Origin of the sequence: Methylophilus medardicus (assembly GCF_006363955.1) — a bacterium.
Classification (GTDB): Bacteria; Pseudomonadota; Gammaproteobacteria; order Burkholderiales; family Methylophilaceae; genus Methylophilus; species Methylophilus medardensis.
This window is the reverse complement of record NZ_CP040948.1, coordinates 370,834-396,608: the sequence shown is the minus strand read 5'-3', so window position 1 is coordinate 396,608 and position 25,775 is coordinate 370,834. Positions and strand designations below refer to the sequence as shown.

At 50.2% G+C, this 25,775-nt stretch carries 25 protein-coding genes and 1 tRNA gene; 15 read left to right on the top strand and 11 right to left on the bottom strand.

All coding sequences use genetic code 11. The features are described from left to right. Nucleotides 1–75: 75 nt before the first annotated feature. Nucleotides 76–1,248: an efflux RND transporter periplasmic adaptor subunit gene (locus tag FIT99_RS01965; protein WP_140002415.1), complete on the bottom strand. Its 1,173-nt coding sequence runs from the start codon at nt 1,246–1,248 to the stop codon at nt 76–78. A gap of 182 nt (nt 1,249–1,430) precedes the next feature. Between FIT99_RS01965 and FIT99_RS01960 the strand changes: the two genes are divergently transcribed. The 8 genes from FIT99_RS01960 to FIT99_RS01925 all read left to right on the top strand — a co-directional run bounded on the left by FIT99_RS01960 (nt 1,431) and on the right by FIT99_RS01925 (nt 10,173). Further along, entirely contained in the window at nt 1,431–2,057 is a 627-nt protein-coding gene (locus FIT99_RS01960) for a TetR family transcriptional regulator (protein WP_140002413.1), read from the top strand. A gap of 88 nt (nt 2,058–2,145) precedes the next feature. After that, nucleotides 2,146–3,174: a tRNA dihydrouridine synthase DusB gene (gene dusB / locus FIT99_RS01955; protein WP_140002411.1), complete on the top strand. Its 1,029-nt coding sequence runs from the start codon at nt 2,146–2,148 to the stop codon at nt 3,172–3,174. Continuing rightward, nucleotides 3,174–3,410 (top strand): helix-turn-helix domain-containing protein, encoded by a 237-nt coding sequence (locus FIT99_RS01950; protein WP_029148035.1) that lies wholly within the window; start codon nt 3,174–3,176, stop codon nt 3,408–3,410. The genes dusB and FIT99_RS01950 overlap by 1 nt, the downstream gene beginning before the upstream one ends. 74 nt (nt 3,411–3,484) lie before the next feature. After that, complete coding sequence (purH, locus tag FIT99_RS01945; RefSeq protein ID WP_140002409.1) at nt 3,485–5,092, top strand: bifunctional phosphoribosylaminoimidazolecarboxamide formyltransferase/IMP cyclohydrolase; 1,608 nt, start codon at nt 3,485–3,487, stop codon at nt 5,090–5,092. A gap of 118 nt (nt 5,093–5,210) precedes the next feature. After that, nucleotides 5,211–6,479: a phosphoribosylamine--glycine ligase gene (gene purD / locus FIT99_RS01940; protein WP_140002407.1), complete on the top strand. Its 1,269-nt coding sequence runs from the start codon at nt 5,211–5,213 to the stop codon at nt 6,477–6,479. 5 nt (nt 6,480–6,484) lie between these two features. After that, entirely contained in the window at nt 6,485–7,399 is a 915-nt protein-coding gene (gene hemF / locus FIT99_RS01935; protein WP_140002404.1) for an oxygen-dependent coproporphyrinogen oxidase, read from the top strand. A gap of 2 nt (nt 7,400–7,401) precedes the next feature. Then, nucleotides 7,402–8,706, top strand: a complete 1,305-nt coding sequence (locus tag FIT99_RS01930; RefSeq protein ID WP_140002402.1) for a M18 family aminopeptidase — start codon at nt 7,402–7,404, stop codon at nt 8,704–8,706. Nucleotides 8,707–8,775: 69 nt separating this feature from the next. Beyond that, a complete protein-coding gene (locus tag FIT99_RS01925; RefSeq protein ID WP_140002400.1) occupies nt 8,776–10,173 on the top strand; it encodes an amino acid permease in 1,398 nt (465 codons plus the stop codon). A 58-nt stretch (nt 10,174–10,231) separates the two neighbouring features. On the opposite strand, the gene FIT99_RS01920 is transcribed toward FIT99_RS01925, so the two are convergent. From FIT99_RS01920 to FIT99_RS01895, 6 genes are all read right to left on the bottom strand, one after another. Continuing rightward, nucleotides 10,232–10,555: a c-type cytochrome gene (locus tag FIT99_RS01920; RefSeq protein ID WP_140002398.1), complete on the bottom strand. Its 324-nt coding sequence runs from the start codon at nt 10,553–10,555 to the stop codon at nt 10,232–10,234. Between the two features lie 204 nt (nt 10,556–10,759). Next, nucleotides 10,760–11,695 (bottom strand): D-hexose-6-phosphate mutarotase, encoded by a 936-nt coding sequence (locus FIT99_RS01915; protein ID WP_140002396.1) that lies wholly within the window; start codon nt 11,693–11,695, stop codon nt 10,760–10,762. Further along, complete coding sequence (ilvD, locus tag FIT99_RS01910; protein WP_140002394.1) at nt 11,692–13,551, bottom strand: dihydroxy-acid dehydratase; 1,860 nt, start codon at nt 13,549–13,551, stop codon at nt 11,692–11,694. Before ilvD ends, FIT99_RS01915 begins: the two co-directional genes overlap by 4 nt. Nucleotides 13,552–13,650: 99 nt before the next feature. After that, nucleotides 13,651–13,926 (bottom strand): TIGR03643 family protein, encoded by a 276-nt coding sequence (locus FIT99_RS01905; protein WP_140002392.1) that lies wholly within the window; start codon nt 13,924–13,926, stop codon nt 13,651–13,653. Further along, nucleotides 13,899–14,087: a CstA-like transporter-associated (seleno)protein gene (locus tag FIT99_RS01900; protein WP_140002390.1), complete on the bottom strand. Its 189-nt coding sequence runs from the start codon at nt 14,085–14,087 to the stop codon at nt 13,899–13,901. Before FIT99_RS01900 ends, FIT99_RS01905 begins: the two co-directional genes overlap by 28 nt. Before the next feature lie 15 nt (nt 14,088–14,102). Then, on the bottom strand, nt 14,103–16,154 hold the full coding sequence (locus tag FIT99_RS01895; RefSeq protein WP_140002388.1) for a carbon starvation CstA family protein: 2,052 nt from the start codon (nt 16,152–16,154) through the stop codon (nt 14,103–14,105). A 259-nt stretch (nt 16,155–16,413) separates the two neighbouring features. Between FIT99_RS01895 and FIT99_RS01890 the strand changes: the two genes are divergently transcribed. Together FIT99_RS01890 and FIT99_RS01885 are read left to right on the top strand one after the other, a co-directional pair. After that, a complete protein-coding gene (locus FIT99_RS01890) occupies nt 16,414–16,647 on the top strand; it encodes an ANTAR domain-containing protein (RefSeq protein WP_223261243.1) in 234 nt (77 codons plus the stop codon). A gap of 100 nt (nt 16,648–16,747) precedes the next feature. Further along, nucleotides 16,748–16,823: transfer RNA gene (locus FIT99_RS01885), tRNA-Val, on the top strand. A 16-nt stretch (nt 16,824–16,839) separates the two neighbouring features. Here the strand turns inward: FIT99_RS01885 and radC are convergent. Beyond that, on the bottom strand, nt 16,840–17,514 hold the full coding sequence (radC, locus tag FIT99_RS01880) for a RadC family protein (protein ID WP_140002386.1): 675 nt from the start codon (nt 17,512–17,514) through the stop codon (nt 16,840–16,842). A 20-nt stretch (nt 17,515–17,534) separates the two neighbouring features. Beyond that, on the bottom strand, nt 17,535–18,302 hold the full coding sequence (locus FIT99_RS01875) for a hypothetical protein (RefSeq protein WP_140002384.1): 768 nt from the start codon (nt 18,300–18,302) through the stop codon (nt 17,535–17,537). A gap of 98 nt (nt 18,303–18,400) precedes the next feature. On the opposite strand from FIT99_RS01875, the gene coaBC reads away from it, so the two are divergent. From coaBC to rpmG, 5 genes are all read left to right on the top strand, one after another. Further along, a complete protein-coding gene (gene coaBC, locus FIT99_RS01870; RefSeq protein WP_140002382.1) occupies nt 18,401–19,597 on the top strand; it encodes a bifunctional phosphopantothenoylcysteine decarboxylase/phosphopantothenate--cysteine ligase CoaBC in 1,197 nt (398 codons plus the stop codon). 103 nt (nt 19,598–19,700) lie between these two features. Further along, nucleotides 19,701–21,845 carry a TonB-dependent receptor family protein gene (locus FIT99_RS01865; RefSeq protein ID WP_140002380.1) on the top strand — a complete coding sequence of 715 codons (2,145 nt, stop codon included), beginning with the start codon at nt 19,701–19,703 and terminating at the stop codon, nt 21,843–21,845. A gap of 110 nt (nt 21,846–21,955) precedes the next feature. Continuing rightward, complete coding sequence (gene dut, locus FIT99_RS01860; protein ID WP_140002378.1) at nt 21,956–22,408, top strand: dUTP diphosphatase; 453 nt, start codon at nt 21,956–21,958, stop codon at nt 22,406–22,408. A gap of 95 nt (nt 22,409–22,503) precedes the next feature. Then, nucleotides 22,504–22,740 carry a 50S ribosomal protein L28 gene (gene rpmB, locus FIT99_RS01855; RefSeq protein ID WP_018986249.1) on the top strand — a complete coding sequence of 79 codons (237 nt, stop codon included), beginning with the start codon at nt 22,504–22,506 and terminating at the stop codon, nt 22,738–22,740. 33 nt (nt 22,741–22,773) lie between these two features. Beyond that, nucleotides 22,774–22,929, top strand: coding sequence for a 50S ribosomal protein L33 (rpmG, locus tag FIT99_RS01850; RefSeq protein WP_013441158.1), 156 nt, complete (start codon nt 22,774–22,776; stop codon nt 22,927–22,929). Between the two features lie 75 nt (nt 22,930–23,004). On the opposite strand, the gene FIT99_RS01845 is transcribed toward rpmG, so the two are convergent. Beyond that, nucleotides 23,005–24,300 (bottom strand): mechanosensitive ion channel family protein, encoded by a 1,296-nt coding sequence (locus tag FIT99_RS01845; RefSeq protein WP_140002376.1) that lies wholly within the window; start codon nt 24,298–24,300, stop codon nt 23,005–23,007. 7 nt (nt 24,301–24,307) lie between these two features. Further along, a complete protein-coding gene (gene mgtE, locus FIT99_RS01840) occupies nt 24,308–25,765 on the bottom strand; it encodes a magnesium transporter (protein ID WP_140002374.1) in 1,458 nt (485 codons plus the stop codon). Nucleotides 25,766–25,775: the final 10 nt, after the last annotated feature.

Here is a 25,775-nt window from a genome sequence, read left to right as displayed (position 1 = left end):
AGACGGGCCTGAATTTCAAACGCAGGCCCCACATAACATGATTAAATCGAAAACTAACTTCAAACCTAGTGCGTTCTAGCCTTTGGTTTTGTCGGCTGCAGGCGGCGCGGCGTCTGGGGCATGCGGTGCTACCGGCGCGCCCGGACGGACTTTGATGAGATTATCGGTAATCACCTGATCGCCCGCTGTCAACCCATTAAGCACAACCCAACGGTCGTTAAACCAGCCACCCGCCGCAATCGGGCGCGCTGCCGCAATGGTTTTACCTTCTTTGTCTTTTTCAGCTACAAACACAAATTTTCCTTGTTGGCCGGTCAAGATAGCGGTTTGCGGAATCAGATATACCCCATCACGTTTACCCGTGGTCAGGCGCACGCGCACGAACTGCCCAGGTAACAACGCACGATCAGCATTCTGAAACTCAGCGCGTAACTGTTGCGTGCCTAACGCAGGATCAATCTGGCTGGCAGAAAAGTTAATTTTGCCGGCTTGTGGGTATTCGGTATTGTCGGCCAGAATCAAGCGCACATCCTGCACTCGCCCGGGACGCAGATGCCCGCCCAAGGTCAGCAGCTCAGATTCAGATAAACTAAAACGTACCCAAATTGGTGACACTTGCACAATGGTGCTCAACAAGGTGGTGTTGGCACTGGCCAGCGCACCTTCTGACAACACAAAACGTCCACCAATGCCACTTTCAGGCGCTTTGACATGGGTATAGGATAAATTCAATTCAGCCTCACGCAGCTGCGCTTGATATTGCAGCAGCGTTGCAGCAGCCACGGCGTTATCTGACGCGGCGTTGTCGTATTCACGTTGACTGATCGAGCGCGTTTCGAGCAAGCCTTTTAAACGCTGCGCCTCACGCGCGGTTTGCTCAATGCGGGCTTTTTGCTGTGCAATCAACGCTTTAGATTGTTCCACTTGCAGTTGAAATGGCACGGGGTCGATCAGAAACATGTCCTGACCAGCCTTGACTGGCTCGCCCTCTTGATAGAGGCGCTTCAAGATAATGCCACCCACACGTGGACGCACTTCAATTTGCTTGGCGCCCTCAGTTTGCGCGACCACTTCAGTTTGCACTGGCACTGTTTCTGCCGTGACCGTTTGTACCGTGACCGGCATCGGTGGCATGGCGCCCGCCGCCGGCGCTTGCCCGCTGGATGATTTTCCGCAGGCGGCCAACGCCATTCCTAAAGCAAGCACGAGCAGGGTACGATGAGGCTGGATAGTCCGTGAAATCAACATGTTATCCTCTTAAAATTTTAAAAATGACTTGATTACATACAGTCTTGGATGTATATTATATACAAACATGAATGTATGTAAATGGGTTTTGCAAAAAATTTGCTGTCTCGTCAGGCGAGCATCACTGCTAAAATATCAAACAACCAAGAACCTTTAATGAAACTTAAGAGCGATAACCACTGATGGTACGTAAAACCAAAGAAGATGCCGCAATCACGCGTCAGCGCATTATTGATGCTGCACGCGAAATGTTCCTTCTCAAAGGCGTCAGCCGAACGAGTCTGGAACAGATCGCCACGCACGCTAGCGTCACACGCGGCGCAGTCTATTGGCATTTTCAAAACAAGGCAGAACTGTTTCATGCCATGCGTGAGGAGGTCTACCTTCCGCTGATCGATCGCATGGATGACACGCTACTGGGCAACGTGGACGAACCGCATTTTGACCCGTTGGGACGTATTCGCAAACACCTCGAAAGCACCATACAGGTGCTGGATGACGACCCCACCACCCGCGCCACCTATGAAGTCATGATGACCAAATGTGAATATGTCGATGAGTTTGCCGATGTATTGCAATCCATATTAAGCAACTGTAGCGGACTCGTTCACAAAATGGAACAGGCGTATGCAAAAGCGCAAGAGATTGGCCAAGTGGGCACGCAACTGACCGCCGCAGAACTGGCGATGGATACGCACTTGTTTTTTTCCGGCTTGTTACACATGTGGGTGAAGGACACCGAAGGCACTTTATTCCGTGACCGCGCGCAGCAACTCATAGACACGCACATCAAACTGCGTAAAAAATAAGCAAAAAATCCAGTTTACGCATTCCCTGATCGACGATTTGCAGTTAAAATAGTCAGTCTTTTCACTGACTTATCCAAGCACGCCATCCATGCAAATCGGACCACACCTATTAAAGAACAACCTCGTTGTTGCCCCCATGGCGGGTGTCACTGATCGCCCATTTCGCATGCTGTGCAAAAAAATGGGTGCCGGACTCGCCGTGTCTGAAATGGTCACGTCTAATTCGCTGCTGTATGGCAGTGAAAAAACCAAGCGCCGCGCTAACCATGAGGGAGAGGTCAGCCCGATTTCGGTACAGATTGCAGGCGCCGAACCGGCCATGATGGCCGAAGCCGCCAAACATAATGTCGACAATGGCGCGCAAATCATTGATATCAACATGGGCTGTCCCGCCAAGAAGATATGTAATGTGATGGCCGGGTCTGCGTTATTGCGCGACGAACCGCTGGTATCACAAATCCTCAAAGCGGTCGTGGCCGCGGTAGATGTGCCGGTGACACTTAAAATCCGCACCGGCTGGGATAGGCAAAACAAAAATGCAATTCAGATCGCCAAAATGGCGGAAGATATCGGGGTGCAAGCGTTGACCATTCATGGCCGCACGCGCAACGACCTTTATCATGGCGATGCAGAATATGACACCATTGCCGCCGTCAAGCAGGCGATCCGTATCCCGCTGATTGCTAACGGTGACATCACCACCCCCGAAAAAGCCAAATTTGTATTGGATTACACAGGTGCAGATGCGGTGATGATTGGACGCGCCGCACAAGGCAGGCCTTGGATTTTCCGTGAAACTGAGCATTTTTTGAACACCGGCGAGCATATGCTCCCGCCCACTGTGGATGAAATTCACCAAGTCATGCTGGAACATTTGCATGATTTGTACGAATTCTATGGCGATCTGACCGGCATGCGCGTGGCCCGTAAACATATCTCCTGGTATACCAAAGGTTTATCCGGCTCCGCTGCTTTTCGACACAATATGAACACCCTGCAAACCATTGAGCTGCAATTACACGCGATCAACGACTTTTTTGGTGAACTCAAAGCAAAGAATGATCGACTGGTGTACGTTGAAAACGACGACAATGGTGATGAGGAGCTGGCCGCCTGATGCAAACTGATAGCAAATTGAGTCTGGCCGTGCGCGAGTCACTGGATGACTATTTCACGCACCTCGACGGCCAACCACCGCACGCCATTTACGATATGGTATTGGGCTGTGTTGAAAAACCCATGCTGGAGTATGTCCTAAACAAGGTCGGTGGCAACCAGAGCAAAGCCGCTGATATGATGGGCATTAACCGTAATACGCTCAGAAAAAAAATGGCCGCCTACGGCCTGGAATAGACTTAACCCGGGTCTGGTGATGATGCATCACCAGACCTTTTCATTTTCTTTATCACGCAATTCCACTCACATTCATGACGACCATTAAACGCGCGCTTATTAGTGTCTCCGATAAAACCGGAGTCCTTGAACTGGCACAATCCCTGCACCAACTCGGCGTAGAAATTCTTTCGACTGGTGGCACGGCTAAACTATTCCGTGACAACAGCATTCCGGTGAAAGAAGTCAGTGACTTTACTGGCTTTCCAGAAATGCTGGATGGCCGTGTCAAAACACTGCATCCTAAGGTGCATGGTGGCCTGTTGGGCCGTCGAGATTTGCCGGAACATGTAGCCGCGATGCAACAATATGGCATCGAAACCATCGACTTGCTGGTGGTGAATCTGTATCCGTTTGAAGCTACCGTAGCCAAGGCCGACTGCACGCTAGAAGATGCTATCGAAAATATCGATATCGGCGGTCCTGCCATGGTGCGCTCCGCCGCAAAAAACTGGAACGATGTTGCGGTACTGACGGATGCAGCACAGTATGCGGCGGTCATCAGTGAGTTAAAAGCCAATCAGGGCTCGGTGTCAAAAGCCACCCGCTTTCAACTATCTGTAGCTGCCTTTAACCGTATCGCGCAATATGATGCGGCCATCAGCAACTACCTGTCTGCTATTCACTTTGCAGACACCGAAAGCACTGGCAAACCCGTCATTCAGCAGTTCCCTGGCCAAATGAATAGCAACTTTGTCAAAGTGCAAGACCTGCGTTATGGTGAAAATAGCCATCAACAAGCCGCATTTTACCGTGACTTGTACCCGGCGCCCGGCAGTCTTGCCACCGCACAACAACTACAAGGGAAAGAACTTAGTTACAACAATATTGCGGATGCCGATGCCGCCTGGGAAGCCGTCAAATCCTTTACTGGCCCAGCATGCGTGATTGTGAAACATGCAAATCCTTGTGGCGTCGCCTTGGGCGCAAACGGACTTGAAGCCTACAGCAAAGCGCTGAAAACAGATCCGACCTCGGCCTTTGGTGGCATTATTGCGTTTAACAGCACCCTAGATGGCGCGGCGGCAGAAGCGGTATCTAAGCAATTTGTCGAAGTATTGATTGCCCCTGACTTTACCGCCGAAGCATTGGCCATTTTCGCTGCCAAAGCCAATGTGCGTGTGTTGAAAATCGCTTTACCGCCCGGCGGCCAGCATGCATGGGATCAGGGTCGTAATGCGGTCGACTCTAAACGCGTGGGGTCTGGCATTCTGTTGCAATCTGCCGATAATCACGATTTGCAACTGGCAGACATCAAAGTGGTCACAAAACTGCAACCCACACCAGCACAACTGCAAGACTTGCTGTTTGCTTGGAACGTCGCCAAATATGTGAAATCGAACGCAATTGTGTTCTGTGGCAATGGCATGACTTTGGGCGTAGGCGCTGGGCAGATGAGCCGTGTCGATAGCACTAAAATTGCAGCCATCAAGGCGCAAAATGCCGGATTGAGTCTACAGGGGTCTGTGGTCGCTTCTGACGCATTTTTCCCGTTCCGTGACGGGGTCGATGTGTTGGCGGATGCAGGCGCAAGCTGTGTGATTCACCCCGGTGGTAGCATGCGCGACGAAGAAGTCATTGCCGCGGCAGATGAGCGTGGTCTGGCGATGGTGGTGACCGGGATCCGTCACTTTAGACATTAATACGATTTACCACAGAAGGCTCCGCGCGCGCATAGGCGCCCCGATGCTAGCTGCATCCGCGTGTTGTTTTTGGTCTTGCGTGCACTCTGTGGCTTTAAACTTGATTGGGTAATAAAAAATGAAAGTTTTAGTGATTGGTTCTGGCGGTCGCGAACACGCATTGGCATGGAAAGTGACACAAAACAAAGCGGTGAGCCGCGTGTATGTCGCGCCGGGTAATGCAGGCACTGCCACCAACCCAGACATGCTCAACGTGCCAATAACCAATATAGACGAATTGGTCAAATTTGCCGAAGATGAACAAATTGCCATCACCATCGTCGGCCCTGAGGCGCCATTATCGCAAGGCGTGGTCGATGCCTTCCGCGCCGCGGACTTAAAAATCTTTGGTCCGACCAAAGCAGCTGCACAACTTGAAAGCTCCAAAGATTTCGCTAAAGCGTTCATGGTCCGTCACAATATTCCAACAGCCAAATATCAAACCTTCAGCGATGCCGCCGCTGCGCACGACTACATCGAGGCGAATGGCGCCCCCATTGTGATTAAAGCTGATGGTCTGGCCGCTGGCAAAGGCGTGGTGGTCGCCATGCATCTTGAAGAGGCCCATGCGGCGGTGGATGCCATGCTGTCGGACAATAAGCTGGGTGATGCGGGTGCACGTGTCGTGATTGAAGAGTTTTTAAGCGGTGAAGAAGCCAGTTTTATGGTGATGGTGGACGGTAAAAATATTCTGCCGCTAGCGACCAGCCAAGATCACAAACGCCTGCAGGACCAAGATCAAGGCCCCAATACGGGCGGCATGGGCGCATATTCGCCAGCGCCAGTCGTCACACCAGAGATCCACGCCAAAGCCATGCGCGAAATCATTATCCCTACCGTTGAAGGCATGGCCAAAGACGGTATCCCCTACACTGGTTTTTTATATGCCGGCCTCATGATCAGCCCAGAGGGCACCGTCAAAACGCTCGAATTTAATTGCCGCATGGGGGATCCGGAGACGCAGCCCATCATGATGCGCTTGAAATCAGATTTGGTGGGGCTGGCTGAACATGCTGTAAATGGCACCCTGGACCAAGCGAAAGCCGAATGGGACTGGCGTTTTGCACTGGGCGTGGTGATGGCAAGCGCCCACTATCCAGACACGCCAAGACTTGGCGATGAGATCAGCGGCCTTCCCAAGGATATACAAGATGGCCATGTGTTTCATGCCGGCACCACGCTGAAAGACGGCAAAGTAGTCACCAGCGGCGGGCGTGTGTTGTGTGTGACAGCCCTTGGTGAAACAGTCAAATTTGCGCAACAACAAGCCTATAAAATCGTTGAGCAAATCCAGTTTGACGGTGCGCAATACCGCAAAGACATTGGCTATCGCGCCATTAAAAATTAATACTCATGACAGATCGCATTCAGCCGCAAGCCGTATTTGATTACCTGCAGGGATTGCAGGCACGTATTGTCGAAGCCATTGAATTGGTGGATGGCAAAAATTTTTTAAACGATAGCTGGCAGCGGCCTGAAGGTGGCGGTGGCAACTCTTGTCTGCTCGAAGGTGGCAATGTGTTTGAACGCGCCGGTGTCGGCTTTTCGCATGTGTTAGGGAATAAACTTCCGCCAGCCGCCAGCGTCGCCCACCCCGAAGCAGCAGGAAGACCTTGGGAAGCCATGGGCGTCTCGCTGGTATTTCATCCGCGCAACCCCTATGTGCCGACGGTGCATATGAATGTGCGTTTTTTTGTGGCCCGCGCGCAGCAAGCCGACGAAGAAGATATCTGGTGGTTTGGCGGCGGGATGGACCTGACGCCATACTATGGGTTTGAAGAAGACTGCGTCCATTTTCACCGTGTGAATAAAGAAGCGCTCGCGCCCTTTGGGGCAGATTATTATCCCCGCTTTAAAAAGGACTGCGACCAGTACTTTTTTCTCAAGCATCGCAAAGAACCGCGTGGCGTGGGTGGCGTCTTTTTTGACGACTTCAGCGCATTAGGTTTTGATAAAAGTTTTGCCTTACAACGTGCCGTGGGGGATGCCTTTATCAATGCTTACTTGCCGATTTTGCAACGACGCAAAGATACCCCTTATGGCGAGCGCGAACGCGACTTTCAGGCCTACCGCCGTGGCCGCTATGTAGAGTTCAACCTCATCTTTGATCGTGGCACAATTTTCGGACTGCAATCTAATGGCCGCACCGAATCTATTTTGCTGTCTATGCCGCCGATTGTGAAGTGGCGCTACGACTGGAAACCAGAAAGTAACAGCGCTGAAGCCAAACTATACAGTGATTTTTTGATTGAGAAAGACTGGGTGTAATCATGCAAGTATCAGTAGAAGCCAGACAACAAGCGCAAGCCCTGCTGGACTTTATTGATCGAAGCCCCAGCCCATGGCACGCGGTTGAGACCGTGGTTGCACAACTGAAAGCGCAAGGCTTTAAAAACCTGCGCGAGCAAGAGCCTTGGCAATTTAAAAAATCGGGCAAATATTTTGTCGTGCGCGATGGCGGTTCTATCATTGCCTTTGTGCTCGGGCAGCAACCGATTGCCGAAAGTGGTTTTCGTATCGTTGGCGCCCATACCGATTCACCCGGATTGCGCTTGAAACCCAAGGCAGCATACAGCACAGAAGGACTCGGCCAACTAGGTGTTGAAGTCTATGGGGGCCCGATCCTTGCAACTTTCACAGACCGTGATCTGAGCTTGGCTGGACGCGTCATCCTCCGCAGCGCCGACGGCTTAGAAACCCGACTGATCCGACTCGATCAATCCATCGCACGCTTACCCAACTTGGCGATTCATATGAATCGCGAAGTCAATGAAAAAGGACTCGCACTTAACAAACAAACCGGGCTACCCCTGATTTTTGGCCATGCCGCCAACACTGACGCTGCAACAGCGCAACTGATAGAAGCACTGTCAGGCAAGTTAGCCGTGCCGGCGGACGCAATCGTGAGTTGGGATCTTGCGCTGTATGATACACAAAGGGGGAATTTCTGGGGAGTCGATCAGGCATTTATTGCCAATAGCCAACTGGACAACTTGGCCTCTTGTCACGCGGCCCTTGAGGCGTTATTGCACACGCACAAACCTCAGACAACTGCCATTTGCGCGCTATTTGACCATGAAGAAGTCGGCTCTGAAAGTGCGACTGGTGCTGGGGGCAGTTTTTTATTGGATGTCATTGCGCGTATCTGTCAGGCCAACGGACTCACTGAAGAAGATAAAATCCGCAGTTTTGCCAGCAGCTTTTTTATCAGTGCCGACATGGCGCATGCATTTCACCCCAATCATGCAGGCAGCTATGAACCTTGTCACCATGTGCAAGTGAATCATGGGCCAGTGATTAAAACGAATGCGAATCAGCGGTATAGCACCAATGCCGTCACCGCAGCGCGCTTTATGCAACTCTGTGAACAAGCCAACGTACCGCACCAGCAATACGCACACCGCACCGACTTGGGTTGCGGCAGCACCATCGGCCCGATCATGGCAGCACAGTTAGGTATCGCCACTGTAGACGTGGGTAACCCCATGTGGGCCATGCACAGCATCCGCGAGAGCGCTGGCGTGCTCGACCACAGCTATATGATCGCCACCTTGAAGCAGCATTACGCGAGCTAATCGGCGGGGCAGCATTGACGCTGGTATAACGATTGCTTTACCCTAGGCACATTAGGGGAGAAATCATTCATGTTAGAACAATTACTGCGCAAAAAACCTATTCAAGCGCATGCGCATACTGGCTTAAAAAAATGTTTAACGGCATTTGATCTAGCCTTACTTGGCATTGGTGGTGCTATCGGTACGGGAATTTTTGTACTCACAGGCATTGCAGCAGCCACGCAATCGGGTCCCGCCGTCATGGTTTCTTTCATCATTGCCGCGATTGCCGCGGGATTTGCCGCCCTGTCTTATGCCGAGCTGGCGGCCTCGATTGGGGGGTCGGGCAGCGCCTATGGTTATAGTTATGTTGCGTTTGGCGAATTTGCTGCTTGGATGATGGGTTGGATGCTACTCCTCGAATATGGGGTGGGCGCCGCTGCGGTAGCCAACGGCTGGTCAGGTTATTTCGTCAATACCATGAGCAATTTGGGCTGGCAGCTGCCAGCGCACTTAACCAAAGCACCGGTACTCGGGGGCGTGATTAACCTGCCTGCATTTGCCATTATTTGGGGATTGACCTTGCTACTCATGGTTGGGGTCAAAGAAAGTGCCCGCGCCAACAATATCATGGTCATCATCAAACTCTCGACGATTGCCATCTTTTTGGCCTTATCGGTGGGACATATCAGCACCGACAACTGGCAACCCTTTATGCCATTTGGCTGGTTTGAAACCTTAGACAATGGTAAAAATATCGGTGTGCTGGCTGGCGCATCATTAGTGTTTTTCGCCTACTTTGGCTTTGATGCAGTCTCAACTGCCGCCGAAGAATGCCAGCAACCACAACGCGATTTACCGATTGGTCTGATTGCCTCGCTGACGTTTTGCACTGTAATTTATATCATTGTCTCAGGCACCTTAACCGGCGTGGTCCCTTATACCGAGCTCAACACCGCCTCCCCTGTGGCTTATGCCCTCACCAAATTAGGCTACACCTGGTCATCCACCCTGGTCGCTACTGGCGTATTGGCTGGTTTGATTACCGTGTTGCTGGTGCTGCTGTATGGGTTGACTCGTATTTTGTTCGCCATGAGCCGTGATGGTCTGATCTCACCGATCTTTTCTTCCGTCAACCCTGAACGGCAAACACCAAGCAAAATCATCCTAATGTGCGGCACAGTCGTGTCTATCGTGGCAGGCTTTATTCCACTCGGTGAATTGGCAGAAACGGTGAACATTGGCACCTTAGCCAGTTTTATCATGGTCTGTTTTGGCGTGATGCGCTTGCGCAAAACCCATCCTAACCTCGCTCGCCCGTTTAAAAATCCATTTAACCCGTTGGTTCCGGTGGGGGGCATCTTATCCTGCGCCGCATTGATGTCATTTTTACCGGCTGAGACCTGGCACCGCTTTATCGCTTGGGCAGTGGTGGGGGTAATTTTTTATTTTGCTTATTCATTCAGACACAGTAAGTTGCGCGCCTGATACCGATAAAAAAAGCCGACCATGCAGTCGGCTTTTTTATTTCAAAGCAAGTTTGAAATTACAGAGACAATACCCACTCAACGATGGTTTTGATGTCTTCGTCTTTCACTTGTGGGCTGTTTGCTGGCATTGGGATATTGCCCCAAACACCGCTACCACCGGCTTTCACTTTGGCGATCAGCTTGGCTTCAGCGCCTTTGTCACCTTTGTATTTGGCAGCAACATCTTTGTATGCTGGGCCAAGTACTTTAGCATCGATACTGTGGCAAGCCAAACAGCCGCTTTTTTGTGCCAATGCTTTAGCAGCAGCTGCGTCCACAGCGTGTGCGGAACCAGCCATCAACAAAGTCGCTGCTGCGACTGCGGATAATAAAACTTTCATGCGATCTCCTTGAATATCCTCTAAACAAATAGAACCCCGTAATGCAATTCTCATGCATGTGGCATATTACCTGACCAGTCAAAATCCACAATAGAAAAACCACTAAAACCGGCGGTGATTCTGATAATTTCAACTGGTTTGGCGTTTTGCCAACATGCTAAAAACGCACGTGCTGGTTAATCGTTGACACGTGCCACATCAATGTTACAAGGTCTCGATCGAGTACTCTGCACTGAGCACATGTTTTCGCCCAGGGTTGATCACTACCATGTTGTCCATGGCGTTAGTGGTTTCGACACAAATGGTCTTACGCCACTCTTCACCAACGCCCATATCGCCCATGGAGCCTGCTTTTTCAGCACCAGGATTCCATACGACCGTGGTATCACTACCAGATTTAGACACATGGATGATGCGGTTATAGCCGCTGTCATGGATCGCACAATCGGAGCTATGATGCACGTAAACGCGGTCATATTCTTTGCCGTCGAAGGTCAGTGCCTCGTGTTCCACATTACGTTCGTATTTCAGCAATTTATCCAGATAAACCAAGTCTTGCATGCCGGTAATTTTAATATTGGATAAATCACTGACATTAAAGTAGGTGTGGAAAGCCTCACTAATGACAAACGGATGCTCAGCTAAATTGGTGGTTGCCAGATCTATGCGCAAGCGACGACCGATGGTAATGATCATGGTCAGCTCGTATGGATAGGATAACTGGCGCTGCGCCTCGGGCGTTTGCTGCATTTCCAAAATAATTCTGGTGGCGCCGGTAGGCGTCGCGTCAATGTCCATTACACGCCATGGAATCACACGCGCAAACCCATGCGGACACAAGGTGCTATCGGTCGGATGTGCGCCAAACCATGGCCAGCACACCGGTACCCCCCCGCGAATAGAACGCCCTTTGACATATCGCGCATTGCTGGATAACCACAATACGGGATTCGCAAGAAACTTAGGTTGCCATTGCATCACATGCGCCCCTTGCAGGGCAATCTTGCCGGTCGCAAGCGGATTATCAATCTCTAGATATTGCAGGCCATTTTCGTCTTGCCATTGATTCACGTGCGCATGCAGTTTCAGGCGCTTGGTCATTTCCATACTCTTGGAGAGGATGCTACATTCGTTACTCATGACCGTCTCCTTTCAATCTGTGTCACATCACGCACGGCCCCTTTCGCGGCACTGGTACTCATGGCAGCATAAGCGCGTAAGGCTGGCGAAACGACGCGTTCCCGATTCTGTGGCCGCCAAGCATCGATGCCCTTGGCATCCATCTGACCGCGGCGATGTGCCATTTCCTCATCGGTAATCACCAAATGAATGGTGCGGTTGGGGATATCAATTTCAATCAAGTCCCCCTCCTCGACCAAGCCAATGGCGCCCCCTTCTGCGGCCTCTGGCGATGCATGGCCGATACTCAAGCCTGAGGTTCCGCCCGAAAAGCGGCCATCGGTCAGCAACGCACACGCTTTGCCCAAGCCTTTGGATTTCAAATAAGAGGTTGGGTAAAGCATTTCTTGCATCCCCGGCCCGCCTCGCGGGCCCTCATAGCGAATCACGACGACATCACCGGCGACGACTTCATCATTCAAGATGCTTTCTACTGCCGCATCTTGACTCTCAAACACGCGCGCGCGGCCATTGAATTTAAGAATGCTGTCATCTACACCGGCCGTCTTAACGATACAACCGTCGAGTGCAATATTGCCGTACAACACCGCTAAGCCACCATCTTGCGAATAGGCATGCGCTTTATTGCGGATACAGCCATTTTCACGATCATCATCCAAGCTTGGCCATAACATGCTCTGACTAAACGCAATCGTGGTCGCAACACCACCCGGTGCGGCGCGATAAAACTTTTTCACCTCTTCGTCTTGCGTGGTCACGATGTCCCATTTGGCCAATGCCTCTGCCAAACTGGGGCTGTGAACAGTAGGCACCTCGGTATGAATCACCCCCGCACGATCGAGTTCAGCCAAAATACCAAAAACGCCGCCTGCGCGATGCACATCTTCCATGTGATATTTGCTGGTAGCGGGGGCGACTTTGGAGACACAGGGCACCTGACGCGAAATACGATCGATGTCTTTCATGGTGAAATCCACCCCAGCCTCATGGGCAGCGGCCAGCAAATGTAAGACGGTATTGGTAGAGCCCCCCATCGCCACATCCAAACTCATGGCATTTTCAAAGGCTTGCATATTGGCAATACTGCGAGGTAGTACGCTGTAATCGTCTTGCTCATAATGCCGTTTAGCCAGATCAACAATTAATCGACCAGCCTGCAAAAACAATTGTTTACGTGCAGCGTGGGTTGCTAAGGTAGAACCATTGCCCGGCAGACTCAGGCCGAGGGCCTCGGTAAGACAATTCATAGAGTTAGCGGTGAACATCCCCGAGCAAGAGCCACAAGTCGGACAGGCAGAACGTTCAATTTCGGCGACTTCAGCATCACTGACATGACTGTCCGCTGCTTCCACCATGGCATCCACCAAGTCCAGCTTGCGCACATTGCCTTGCCAGTTCACTTTGCCGGCTTCCATTGGCCCGCCAGAGACAAACACCACCGGAATATTCAAGCGCAGCGCAGCCATTAACATGCCGGGCGTAATTTTGTCGCAATTTGAAATACACACCAGCGCATCTGCACAGTGGGCATTAACCATATATTCAACACTATCAGCAATCAGGTCGCGGCTTGGCAAGCTATACAGCATGCCGCTATGGCCCATGGCAATCCCGTCGTCTACCGCGATGGTATTGAACTCTTTGGCAACCCCGCCCGCTTTTTCGATTTCACGCGCCACCAGCTGGCCCATGTCTTTCAAATGCACGTGCCCAGGCACAAACTGCGTGAAAGAGTTGGCGACGGCAATAATGGGTTTAGAGAAATCTTCATCTTTCATGCCAGTGGCACGCCATAACGCGCGAGCACCAGCCATGTTACGACCTTGTGTGGTCGTGTGAGAACGGTATTTAGGCATGAGGAATTCTAAGGTAGTCGTTAAAATATTATTTTAACTGAATCCGCTGCCACATGCGCGCCTGAAACAGCTTTGTTACATTCAGGCGGCTGGCAAGCGTTATGGCCGATATTGTTTGTGCTGATAGGTTGAGCAGTGCCGATTCACCGCTTTACTGCGCAACGCTTGGTGTTTAGTCTGTTGACCGCGCGTGCGTTTGCGCCAGGACATAAACGACCCGGGCTTGAGTTCCTGTCGCATCAACACGATCACGTCCGCTTGCTTGAGGCCAAATTGATATTCAATCGCCTCAAACGGGGTACGGTCTTCCCAAGCCATTTCAATGATCCGCGAAATATCTTCGACTGTTAGCAGCACCGTTTCACTCCTGTCCATTTCTGTTCTTGCCATTGTTTAAAAAATGCTGCGCGTGAGAGGGGTAACGCAGCATCGGGCTGTGCCGCATGCACTTGGGCATAATGCGTCAGATAGCGCTCATAAGCATCATCGCCAGACAACTGACGAATACGCTGCCAAATTTGTTTGAATGCATGCATGCTGCGACTCCCACCTTAAGCAAGTTTTGAAACTTCGTAATCCACCTCACTTGAGGGCCTGATGGATTGGTGTGAAAAGTAGCGCCAACTCATTCGGACCATATCAAGCACCACGACCCACAACATCACCACAAAGAACATGGTTAGCCAAGCATCCAGCTGTTGATTAAAAATCAACTGCGGGGCAACGGCTGCTTTTTCTGGTGGCAGCAATCCGCTAGACAGTTTTTTTGCAAGATCATTCGCCGCTGCAAAAAAACCGACACGAATATCTTCACTCAACAACTTTTGGTAAGCGGCCGTACTGGTAATCGCCAATAACCAGAGAAGCGGCAAGCCCGTCACCCAAGTCTTGGCGGCTTTACCGGATTTTATCAGCACGCCCGTCGCCACAGAGAGCGCAATCGCCGCCAGCATCTGGTTGGCAATACCAAACAAGGGCCACAAGATATTAACGCCGCCGTTGGGATCGATCACACCGATATAAAGAAAATACCCCCAACCCGCCACCACCAGAGCGCTGGTCAGAATCACCGAGGGCATATAAGAAGTTTCACCCAGCTTGGGATGCAAATGACCTAAGATATCTTGCAACATGAAACGGCCGACACGGGTGCCAGCATCCAGCGTGGTCAAAATAAAAATCGCCTCAAACATGATGGCAAAGTGATACCACAACGCCAGCAGATGTTTACCGAATACTGTGCCCAAAATACTGGCCATGCCTACGGCCAAGCTTGGCGCGCCCCCTGTGCGCGCAAACAGCGTACTCTCACCCATTGCACTTGCCAGCTGTTGCATTTGCTCAACACTCACTTGGTAGCCCCAACTGCTAATCGTGTTTACCGCGTCGAGCGCTTCTTTGCCTACGATACCTGCTGGGCTATTGATCGCAAAATAAACGCCAGGTTCCAGCACGGTAGCCGCAATCATTGCCATGATCGCTACAAAGCTCTCTAGCAACATCGCGCCATAGCCAATCATACGAATATCGGCCTCACTGCTAATAAGCTTAGGGGTGGTGCCGCTGGCAATCAGGGCATGAAAGCCTGAAATCGCACCGCAGGCAATGGTAATAAAAACAAACGGAAACAATTTGCCACCGAAAATCGGGCCGCTACCATCAATAAATGGGGTGATGGCGGGCATGTGTATCTCAGGACGCAGCCAAAGGATGGCAATCGCCAACATCAATACCGTACCCAGCTTCATGTAGGTGGACAAATAATCGCGCGGCGCCAGCAATAACCAAACCGGTAATACCGCCGCTGCAAAGCCGTAGGCGATCACACTAAACGCCAGCGGCAAGCCTTCATGGTCAAACCATCCGGCTAATAGCGGGTGGTGATCGACCCAACCGCCAAGCACGACGGCAGCCAGCAATAAAATGACCCCTAACAGAGAAGCCTCCAACACGCGTCCGGGACGAATGTAGCGCATGTAAACACCCACTAACATGGCAATTGGGATCGTGGCCGCGACCGTGGAGGTGCCCCAAGGGCTGTGTTTCATCGCGTTCACAACCACTAGCCCCAGTACCGCAATCAGAATAATCATGATCAAAAACGTACCAATGAGCGCGGCAGTACCGCCGATGGCGCCAATCTCGTCCCTTGCCATCTGGCCCAAGCTGCGCCCATTGCGACGGGTAGACAAAAATAGTGTCACCATATCTTGCACCGCACCGCCGAGCACCGCACCAATCAATATCCACAACGTGCCTGGCAAATAACCAAACTGTGCCGCTAAGGTGGGCCCCACCAAAGGGCCTGGCCCGGCAATTGCGGCGAAGTGATGTCCAAACACGACCCAGCGATTGGTCGGCACATAATCCCGCCCGTTATTCAGGCGCTCAGCCGGCGTAGCCCTAGTAGCATCAATAGCGAGCACATTGGCTGCAATCCACGCGGAATAAAAGCGATAAGCGATCAGATAAACACACACCACAGCGGTGATCAACCACAATGCGTTTAATGATTCCCCCCGTGCTAACGCCACACGTGACAGCGCGGTCGCCCCCATGACAGCGATGCCCACCCAGCCTATTCGGCGCCAAAAAATGCTCATAATAACGGGATTCTTTCCTATTTTTTTAATGCTTTGCACTGTAACAAAAACACGCATTCTGCGCAAAACGCCGTGGTGCGCAAAACCTCTGTTGCGATGGTGCAAGAGCACCGCGGTGGTGCATCGGGGTCAGCGCACTTAACCATCTCCAAAGCACAAAAACCACAGAATTACTGTTTAAAATCAGCATACTAAAAATAAGCTATTAACTGGCATGCAGATTGCTAAATCAACATTAGCTATTTTTTTATGAGTCTTAATGAGTACTGTAAGCCCCAACATGCAAGCCACGCCTTTCTCAAAACCGCATCCGATATTGAGCATGGAAGACCAAAAGCTGGTCGATTCTGCCAAGGATATCTTAATGCATCAGCGCGACCTGAGCGAAGAGCAAGCCTATTCCTTGTTATCCGAGATGGCCGATAAGCGTAAAACAGGTATGGCAGATATTTCTCTTCAATTGATCAACATCACTAAACGGTTGACCGTCTAACCCCACCACTTGCAGCGGTGAATACACTCCCCACTATTTTTTTGTGGGCTCTTGCAGGAAATAAACGTTTCGGTATAATGCTGCCTTCGTTGCAAGGCATGGGTGCTTAGCTCAGTTGGTAGAGCGTCGCCCTTACAAGGCGAATGTCAGCGGTTCGACCCCGTTAGCACCCACCATCCCAGCCTGCAAGCCTCATATTAATCCCTGCTCGCTAAACGAAAACGTCTCTTGCTTTGCCACGATGATGTGATCCAATACTCGGATATCCACCAGATTTAAAGCCTCTTTTAGACATTGAGTGAGTTGCTCGTCCGCTGCGCTGGGTAATGCGTTGCCACCCGGATGATTATGACTCAGAATAAGCGCGGCAGCATTTAAGTCTAGCGCCCGCTTCACCACTTCGCGCGGATAAACACTGGTTTGCATTAAACTGCCCTCAAATAGCGTTTCAAAAGCAATCAGTCTGTTTTGCGCATCTAAAAACATAATGCCAAAGACCTCACGTTGTCGCTGCGATAATTGCAATTGCAGATAGTCTTTCACTTGGTTGGGCGAGCGAAAGCTGTCACTTTGTTGCAAGGTTTCGCCGAGCGCACGCTTGCTCATTTCTAGCACCGCTTGTAACTGGCAATATTTACTTACCCCCATCCCAGGCACTGCAGTCATTTCTTGCAGATCAGCTGCAAACACGCCATTCAGACTTTTAAACTGTCGCATCAAATCACGCGCCAAATCCACGGCGGTTTTCCCGGCAATGCCTACGCGTAAGAAAATAGCCAGCAACTCTGCATCAGAGAGTCTGGCTGCACCCGCGCGGAGTAATTTTTCTCGCGGACGTTCCTGTTCGGGCCAATCGGTGATTGCCATCTCGCCTCCTTGTCAGTGGATTATTTTGACCAGCCAATCTCGCGCGCAGTGGGCTGACCGATGACCACTTCATCTAAGCTTCTTGCCATGCGCGCTTTTTGCGGTGCTTTGGGCACCTTGGCAGCCATCAGCTCTGCCATCGATTGCGGATACAGCGGCTGTGAGTAAGGCTCGGCATAACCTTGCGGAAACATAGGCAAGCCGGTGCGCAGATCATATTTATCGGTGGCGCTCAGCGTATGCAACAACTCATGGGCGATGATGACTGCATTGGTCGCATGCTGGCTATTTTCTGCAAAAAGATTAACGCGGCCAATTCTGCCTTTCTGCAACGCGGTTGAATGCAATAAATGCTGATGTCTATCAGTATCGTGATACAGAAGATATAACTTGATATCTATCGGCACCTCGACGGCTGGCTCGTGCGTCCATGCAAACCACCTGAACTGCAGACTCCAGCGCACAATATTCAGCCAATGATCATTGACCGCTGGCGGTGCCGGGGGGATATCATGAATTTTTGGGCCCAAATATAAAGTGATGGGTCGACGCAGAGGTAACTGATACTTGATTGCTTCACGTGAAAAGAATGCTGCAATGATGTCAAAATCGTCAGCACGCAGACTGTTGATATAGGCTTCGACTTCAGGCGTGCCATCGACGTTGATCGGATACAGCGCCACCTGCAAAGGTCGGTGCCACTGCAGCGTTTGGTACTCCTGCCACACCTGCATTAGCGCTGTCAGCACTACCACTACCCAGAAAAAAATTCTGACTAACTTTATCATGCATTCACCCTATAGATGCTCAGATCTTAACATGTTTAAAGAAGCTGTATGCATTTGAACCATGGCAATTGCGCTGGCTTTGCAGTTAAAATGGTGCCATGACTTCAACGCATTCACACCCTCAACGCCTGCTCCTGGGCGTCACCGGCGGCATTGCCGCTTACAAAACGGCTGAGCTGATCCGTTTGTTAGTCAAACAAGGCTATCAGGTGCAAGTGGTCATGACCGAAGCCGCCACCCATTTTATTACCCCCACCACACTACAAGCCTTGTCTGGTCATCCGGTGTGTATCGATAGCTGGGATCAACGCATCCCTAATGGCATGCCACACATTGAGTTGAGCAGACAAGCGGATGCTATTTTGGTTGCCCCGGCCAGCGCGGACTTCATCGCCAAACTTGTCCATGGCTTTGCCAATGATTTATTGTCAACCTTGTGTCTCGCACGTGAGTGCCCACTTCTCGTTGCCCCGGCAATGAACAAGCAAATGTGGGAAAACCCAGCGACACAACGCAACATCATGCAATTGCAACAAGACGCCATTACCGTGCTCGGACCTGATAGTGGAGAACAAGCATGCGGCGAAGTTGGCCAAGGCAGAATGTGGGAGCCAGAAGCGCTCGTTGAAGGAGTACAAACCTTTTTCACCCCAAAACTACTCGCAGGCAAAAAGATCATGATCACCGCAGGTAGCACCATGGAGATGCTAGACCCGGTGCGCGGCATCACCAATTTAAGTAGTGGCAAGATGGGATTTGCACTGGCACAAATGGCGATGCGCATGGGCGCTGAAACCACGCTGGTGTATGGCCACACTCATGCCCCCCGTCCGCTGGTCAGCCACGCCCATTTCGCCGCCACCGCCGATGACATGTATCACACCGTGATGCAACACATTGCAGCCCAAGATGTTTTTTTCGGGGTGGCTGCGGTTGCAGATTACAAGCCCAACATGCGCTCGTCACAAAAAATCAAAAAAAGTGAAGACATACTTACTATTGATCTCATCAAAAACAAGGATATCTTGGCAGATGTTGCCTCATTACCGAACCCGCCCTACTGCGTGGGATTCGCCGCAGAAACAGAGCAAGTAATTGAGTATGCCAAACAAAAACGGCTGGCAAAACGCTTACCCATGATTGTGGCTAACCAGGTGATGACGGCGATGGGCAATGATAATAATCAGGTCACTATCATCGACAGCAAGGGCGAACACACACTAGATACAGATCTAAAAACAAACATTGCTTTCAAATTATTAACCCACCTTAAAACACAACTTGATCTAGATTAATTAAACGCACATAGCTCAGGATTTTCATGAAAATCCTGAGCTATGAAAACGCATACTCCGCTTACAATCGCGCTCTTTCAATTTTTTAGCCCCGAGAATACCCATGCGCGCAGTCCGCTACACTCCTTTATATCTAGCTCTCTCCGCTGCTTTTGGCCCCGTGTCGCAAAGCATGGCAGATGAAGATCAAACCTTAACGCTATCGCCGGTGGTTGTAACCGCCACCCGTCAAGCGCAAAACAGCTTCGATTTACCGGTCGCCATTGATGTAGTTGAGCAAAAAAACATCAAAGATGGTCAATTGCAAATGAATCTTTCTGAAAGCTTGATTCGCGTTCCGGGCATCACCGCGCAGAGCAGAACGCAGCAAGCACAAGATCCGCAAATTTCTAGCCGCGGCTTTGGTTCACGCTCCTCATTTGGTGTGCGCGGTGTCCGCGTTTATGTGGATGGCATCCCACTCACCATGCCAGATGGTCAAGGCCAACCAGGTGTGGTTGACTTATCATCGATCAAAAGTATCGAAGTGATGCGCGGCCCATTCTCATCGCTTTATGGCAACTCCTCCGGCGGCGTGATTCAAATGTTTACGCAAGATGCGCCAGCGACACCGACCATTGGCGCCACCACGATGTTCGGCAGTTACGATACCAAGCGTAACGTGTTGGAAGCTGCGGGACAGCTTGAAGGGTTGGAATATTCACTCAATGTGTCCAACTTTGAGTCTGATGGTTATCGCGCCAACAGCGCTAGCAACAAACAAATGGCAACTGCAAAATTTCGATTTAATCTGAACGAAGACACCCGCGTTACAGCGTTAGTGAACTGGTTTGATCAAGAGGCGCAGGATCCACTTGGCTTGGACAGAAGACGCGCATTTTCAAGCGCTACCCGTAATGACGTCGTTCCCGCTGCATTATTTGCGAACACCAGTGTGAAGCGTGACCATACACAAGTCGGCTTTAACATTGAACACACACTCAACGAAAATAATAAAATCAGCTTAATTCCTTATGTTGGCACCCGTCGCAATGCTCAAATTTTAACGACCACCGCAACCGCCACTTCACTCGGAGGCACGACAGCTCGCCTCAGTCAAATTGAGCGCTCTTTTTATGGCAGCGACCTCAGATGGGATAATAACGGTCAGCTGGGCAGCATGCCTTACAATGTTGCACTGGGTCTAAATTACGGCAAATCCTCAGACGACAGACTCGATACAACCGTTCTGGTGACAGGCAATGCAGCAAACAACCTGAATCGAAATGAAGAAAACATTTCAAGCAATTTTGATCAATACATTCAAGGCCGCCTCAGCGTTACCCCCACAATTGACGTACACGCCGGGGCAAGACACACAAAAGTCAAACTTGAAGTGAAAGATAATTTCTTAACTGCTGGCAACCCGGGACAGGGAAACAATAGCGGCTCGGTGGAGTATCAGAAAACCACCCCCGTCATTGGCGTGATCTGGAAAGCAACTGAGAAGTTGAATTTCTACGCAAACTTTGGCAAAGGCTTTGAAACCCCAACTTTTATTGAAGCAGCTTTTGATAATGTAAATGCAAACATTGCCAGTAAACCAAACCTGTCGTTGAAAGCAGCCGAGAGCCGTAACATTGAGATCGGTGCAAAAGCATTCTTGACTGATAACATCCGTGCGAACTTGACAGTCTTCAGAGTCGACACTGACAATGAAATCGTAACGCGTCAAACAGTTGCAGGTCGCTCAAGCTTTCAAAATGCTGGAGAAACCAAACGGACGGGTGCTGAGGCGTCCATTGATGCTGCATTTGAAAACAATATTAGCTTGTTTGCAGCTTACACGCTGCTCAACGCAAAATTCGAAGATCCTTTCGTTACTGTGATCAACGCCGGCGGTGCAACAGGCACGGTTAAGTCAGGCAATCGCATTCCAGGCACCTACAAATCACAAGTGTATGGCGAAGTAGCTTGGAAATACCCAACGCTAGGTTTTTTCTCAGCACTTGAGGGTCGTCACAACAGTGAAGTCTATGTGAACGACATCAACACTGACAAAGCACCTTCTTACACCATCTTTAATGTGAGAGCAGGTTTCGAGCAGAACTTGACCAATTGGCGCTTTAAAGAGTACATCAGAGTCGAAAACATCACTGACAAAGACTATATCGGTTCGGTACGTGTCAATGACGGCAATGCATTATTTTTTGAGCCAGCGGCTGGCCGCAACTACTTAGTCGGACTCACTGCTCAATACAAGTTTTAGTTCAGCATCATTTTTAAAGCCAGCATCCGCTGGCTTTTTTATTGTCGTAATCAGTGATTTTCAGCCATATTTCGTGTTTAATAACGCAATCATTTTCAGGAGGCCGCTGCATGTCGATTACCGTAGATCTCAAGATTCTAGACCCTCGTCTGCATCACATGATGCCAAGTTACGCCACGCCGGGCTCGGCAGGCCTAGACTTGCGGGCATGTATTGAGCACACGCAGACCATACAACCGGGCGAGACGATTATGATTCCTACCGGCATGGCAATTCACATCGACAATACTTATTATGCGGCGATGATTTTACCGCGCTCGGGGCTAGGCCATAAACATGGCATTGTATTGGGCAACTTGGTCGGCTTGATTGACTCGGATTATCAGGGCCAGCTCTTGGTTTCATGCTGGAACCGTAGCAAAGAGGCGTTTATTTTAAACCCTATGGAGCGTGTCGCGCAGATGGTCATCGTGCCTGTGGTGCAGGCAGATTTTCATATTGTGGATGAGTTTACGAGTAGTGAGCGTGGTGAAGGCGGCTTTGGCAGCACAGGTAAGCACTAATTGTTTGAAAAATTGCAATAATTGCTTGATTTGTCTCAGCGAATCAATCTATAATCTCGCTCTTTCTGAAAAGATAAAAGTATTTGGAGATAACCATGGCACGTGTATGTCAGGTAACCGGTAAAAAACCAATGGTGGGCAACAACGTTTCTCACGCACAAAACAAAACAAGACGTCGTTTCTTGCCTAACTTGCAAAACCGTAAGTTTTGGGTTGAGAGCGAAAACCGCTGGGTAAGCCTGCGTATCACTAACGCTGCATTGCGTACGATCGACAAGAATGGTATCGACGCTGTGTTGGCTGATTTGCGCGCTGCTGGCGAAAAAATCTAACTCGCGACATTTTAGTCAGAAAAGGACAATATCATGCGTGAAAAAATCAAATTAGAATCCAGTGCTGGTACAGGTCATTTCTATACCACTACAAAAAACAAACGTACAATGCCTGAGAAAATGGAAATCAAGAAATTTGATCCAGTAGCTCGTAAGCATGTTATGTACAAAGAAACTAAATTGAAATAATTTAGTTTCTTGATTAATAAAAAAGCCTGCAATCGCAGGCTTTTTTATTATGTACCTCATAGGTAACCCCATCAGCTAAGCATCTGCAGCCACGGCGTTTGTAGCGGCAATCACACGTGGATCACGGTGATAGACTGATATCTCAATATTTTCGGCTTTAAAGCGCTGCCAAATAGCGTGGTAAAGCTCGCTTTGCAATTTTGCAGTGCCTTCTTCGGGCTCTGCAACCCAAACGGACAATTGTAGATCCACGCCAGTATCGGCAAAGGCTTTAATGATCACATCGACTGCGGTGGGATCGTTCAAGGTACGCTCATGGGTGCGCCCTACCTCGTTGAGTATTTGCATGGCTTGATCCAGATTACTTTCATACGTAATCCGCACAAGAATAGGCACCTTGGCCTTATGCGCGGCCGATGTGTGATTGATCACAACATCGGTAATCATGGTTTCATTTGGGATAATCACCTCGGTCCCATCTTGCTTGCGTAGGATCATGTAGCGAGAGCGCAATTCTGTCACGGTGCCGTAATGATTGCGAATAGAGAGCATATCCCCCATGTGCAGGGATTTATCCATCAAGATAATAAAACCGCTCACGTAGTTGCTAGCGATCTTCTGTAGGCCAAAACCGAGGCCCACACCCAGCGCACCGCCGAATACAGACAACATGGTCACATCGATGCCCACTGCTGCCATCGACATCAACAAGGCGAGTACGATTGCAACCATACGCACCAACTTGACCATGATGACGCGCCAATTGCCGTTGATATTGGTCGAAGCCATTAGGCGTAGCTCTAGCATCCGGCTGAGCCACAATGCGGCCAACATTGTAATGACGATGGTCAAGCCGCCCTGAATCAGCAGGAGCAAGTTTAATTTCTGCTTGCCCACGCTAAATCGTACATCCTCTAAAATTTGCAGGGCAGGATCTAAGAATCCGCTGAGGTGCAAAGCCACGATCACCCATACAGTCCAGGCGATGACACGCTCAAAGGAGTGCAGCCAGGCACTGGGCGAAAACACATAGCGCAAGACATATACCAAGCTGCGAATAATCACCATCGCCAACAACATACGCGCGGCTAGTTTCAATAGCCCCACATGCATTACATCGTGCAGGGCGTAACGCGCAATCACTAATAGCAGAAAGGCCACCAAGGGGAAAAATAAACGCTCAATCCCGCCTAAAAGCAGCTTATACACCGTATTGACTCTACCGGCCTCGATTTGCTTGCCTAGGTGCCAATTCAACAGCCCACTGACCGCAAGAATGAGTCCACATACGAATAATTGCCACAAGGCTGAAACAGTGCTCAGATCCTGAACAATTTCTTTCCACAGAATATTAATATCGTTATCCATCATCGACTATTTACAACAAAAAAATGGTGGCGAGGCCAAGAAAAATCAAAAAACCGCCACTATCGGTCATGGCAGTAATCAGCACACTGGAACCCACAGCAGGATCGCGATCGAGTTTATTCATCACCAAAGGAATCGTCACGCCAATAATTGCGGCTAATAATAGATTGAGCGTCATTGCTGCCATCATCACCAACCCCAAAGCGGCACTGTGATACAACCAAAACGCAATTAAGCCCAACACACTGCCCCACAGTAAACCGTTCAACAAGGCAACGCCAAGCTCTTTTTGCAAGAGTGACTTCATGTGATAGCCGGAGATTTGCCCCAGTGCCAGCCCGCGCACAATCATGGTGGTCGTTTGGTTACCCGAGTTACCACCAATGCCCGCTACGATAGGCATTAAGGCTGCCAATGCGACAATTTTCTCGATACTTCCTTCAAATAAGCCAATCACGCGTGAAGCCACTAATGCAGTGACTAAATTAATCGCAAGCCATGCCCAACGGTTTTGTACAGACTTCCATATAGATGCAAAAAAGTCTTCTTCTTCGCGCAGACCAGCCAATGACAGCATATCTGCTTCAGCCTCTTCACGAATAATATCCATGACGGTATCCACGGTAATTCGGCCGACCAATTTGCGATTATTATCTACCACCGGGGCGGTCACCAAATCGTAACGCTCAAAGGCCATGGCAGCTTGGTCAGCCATGTCCTCTGGATGGAACACCACCGCATCGGTGGACATAATGTCGCCAACCCGGGTTTCAGGGTCGTTTAGAATAATCCGCTTGAGCGGTAACACCCCTTGCAAAATATCATCCCGGTTGATGACAAATAATTTGTCGGTATGGTCGGGAAATTTCGGTAAGCGACGCAGATAACGCAGCACTACTTCGAGCGTGATGTCATCACGAATGGTCACAATGTCAAAGTCCATAATGGCACCGACAGTATCATCCGGGTATGATAAAGCTGATTGTAGCCGCTCACGGTGCTGGGTATCTAGACTATAGAGCAAGTCCTGCAACACATCTTTGGGTAGATCAGGGGCCAAATCGGCCAACTCATCGGTATCAAGTTGCTCAGCCGCTGCAAGCAACTCTTCACTATCCATGTCTGCAATCAGCGTCTGACGCACTGCATCGGAGGCTTCAAGCAGGATCTCCCCGTCCCGATCTGCCTTGACCAAATCCCAGACCATTAAACGATCATCTAGGGGAAGAGACTCAAGAATGTAAGCCACGTCAGCCGGATGCAACTGGTCGAGCTTGTGTTGCAAAATATTGAGATTTTGCTTGTGGACGATACTCTCCACCAAATCATGCTTAGGCATATCCTGCCGGTGTACCACGTGCTCAACGAGTTTGTGTTTGTCCAGTAAGTGAATCACCTGTTGCAAGGTCTCACTTAGGCTTTCTTTTGCCTCAATCACTTTATCTTCTTGTTCGTGAAGTTCTGTCATGCATTATCCA

Bases quoted from the DNA above. Each gene is read 5' to 3' on its own strand.
- FIT99_RS01965 (WP_140002415.1), bottom strand. From the start codon at position 1,248: ATGTTGATTTCACGGACTATCCAGCCTCATCGTACCCTGCTCGTGCTT.
- FIT99_RS01960 (WP_140002413.1), top strand. From the start codon at position 1,431: ATGGTACGTAAAACCAAAGAAGATGCCGCAATCACGCGTCAGCGCATT.
- dusB (WP_140002411.1), top strand. From the start codon at position 2,146: ATGCAAATCGGACCACACCTATTAAAGAACAACCTCGTTGTTGCCCCC.
- FIT99_RS01950 (WP_029148035.1), top strand. From the start codon at position 3,174: ATGCAAACTGATAGCAAATTGAGTCTGGCCGTGCGCGAGTCACTGGAT.
- purH (WP_140002409.1), top strand. From the start codon at position 3,485: ATGACGACCATTAAACGCGCGCTTATTAGTGTCTCCGATAAAACCGGA.
- purD (WP_140002407.1), top strand. From the start codon at position 5,211: ATGAAAGTTTTAGTGATTGGTTCTGGCGGTCGCGAACACGCATTGGCA.
- hemF (WP_140002404.1), top strand. From the start codon at position 6,485: ATGACAGATCGCATTCAGCCGCAAGCCGTATTTGATTACCTGCAGGGA.
- FIT99_RS01930 (WP_140002402.1), top strand. From the start codon at position 7,402: ATGCAAGTATCAGTAGAAGCCAGACAACAAGCGCAAGCCCTGCTGGAC.
- FIT99_RS01925 (WP_140002400.1), top strand. From the start codon at position 8,776: ATGTTAGAACAATTACTGCGCAAAAAACCTATTCAAGCGCATGCGCAT.
- FIT99_RS01920 (WP_140002398.1), bottom strand. From the start codon at position 10,555: ATGAAAGTTTTATTATCCGCAGTCGCAGCAGCGACTTTGTTGATGGCT.
- FIT99_RS01915 (WP_140002396.1), bottom strand. From the start codon at position 11,695: ATGAGTAACGAATGTAGCATCCTCTCCAAGAGTATGGAAATGACCAAG.
- ilvD (WP_140002394.1), bottom strand. From the start codon at position 13,551: ATGCCTAAATACCGTTCTCACACGACCACACAAGGTCGTAACATGGCT.
- FIT99_RS01905 (WP_140002392.1), bottom strand. From the start codon at position 13,926: ATGGACAGGAGTGAAACGGTGCTGCTAACAGTCGAAGATATTTCGCGG.
- FIT99_RS01900 (WP_140002390.1), bottom strand. From the start codon at position 14,087: ATGCATGCATTCAAACAAATTTGGCAGCGTATTCGTCAGTTGTCTGGC.
- FIT99_RS01895 (WP_140002388.1), bottom strand. From the start codon at position 16,154: ATGAGCATTTTTTGGCGCCGAATAGGCTGGGTGGGCATCGCTGTCATG.
- FIT99_RS01890 (WP_223261243.1), top strand. From the start codon at position 16,414: ATGAGTACTGTAAGCCCCAACATGCAAGCCACGCCTTTCTCAAAACCG.
- radC (WP_140002386.1), bottom strand. From the start codon at position 17,514: ATGGCAATCACCGATTGGCCCGAACAGGAACGTCCGCGAGAAAAATTA.
- FIT99_RS01875 (WP_140002384.1), bottom strand. From the start codon at position 18,302: ATGATAAAGTTAGTCAGAATTTTTTTCTGGGTAGTGGTAGTGCTGACA.
- coaBC (WP_140002382.1), top strand. From the start codon at position 18,401: ATGACTTCAACGCATTCACACCCTCAACGCCTGCTCCTGGGCGTCACC.
- FIT99_RS01865 (WP_140002380.1), top strand. From the start codon at position 19,701: ATGCGCGCAGTCCGCTACACTCCTTTATATCTAGCTCTCTCCGCTGCT.
- dut (WP_140002378.1), top strand. From the start codon at position 21,956: ATGTCGATTACCGTAGATCTCAAGATTCTAGACCCTCGTCTGCATCAC.
- rpmB (WP_018986249.1), top strand. From the start codon at position 22,504: ATGGCACGTGTATGTCAGGTAACCGGTAAAAAACCAATGGTGGGCAAC.
- rpmG (WP_013441158.1), top strand. From the start codon at position 22,774: ATGCGTGAAAAAATCAAATTAGAATCCAGTGCTGGTACAGGTCATTTC.
- FIT99_RS01845 (WP_140002376.1), bottom strand. From the start codon at position 24,300: ATGATGGATAACGATATTAATATTCTGTGGAAAGAAATTGTTCAGGAT.
- mgtE (WP_140002374.1), bottom strand. From the start codon at position 25,765: ATGACAGAACTTCACGAACAAGAAGATAAAGTGATTGAGGCAAAAGAA.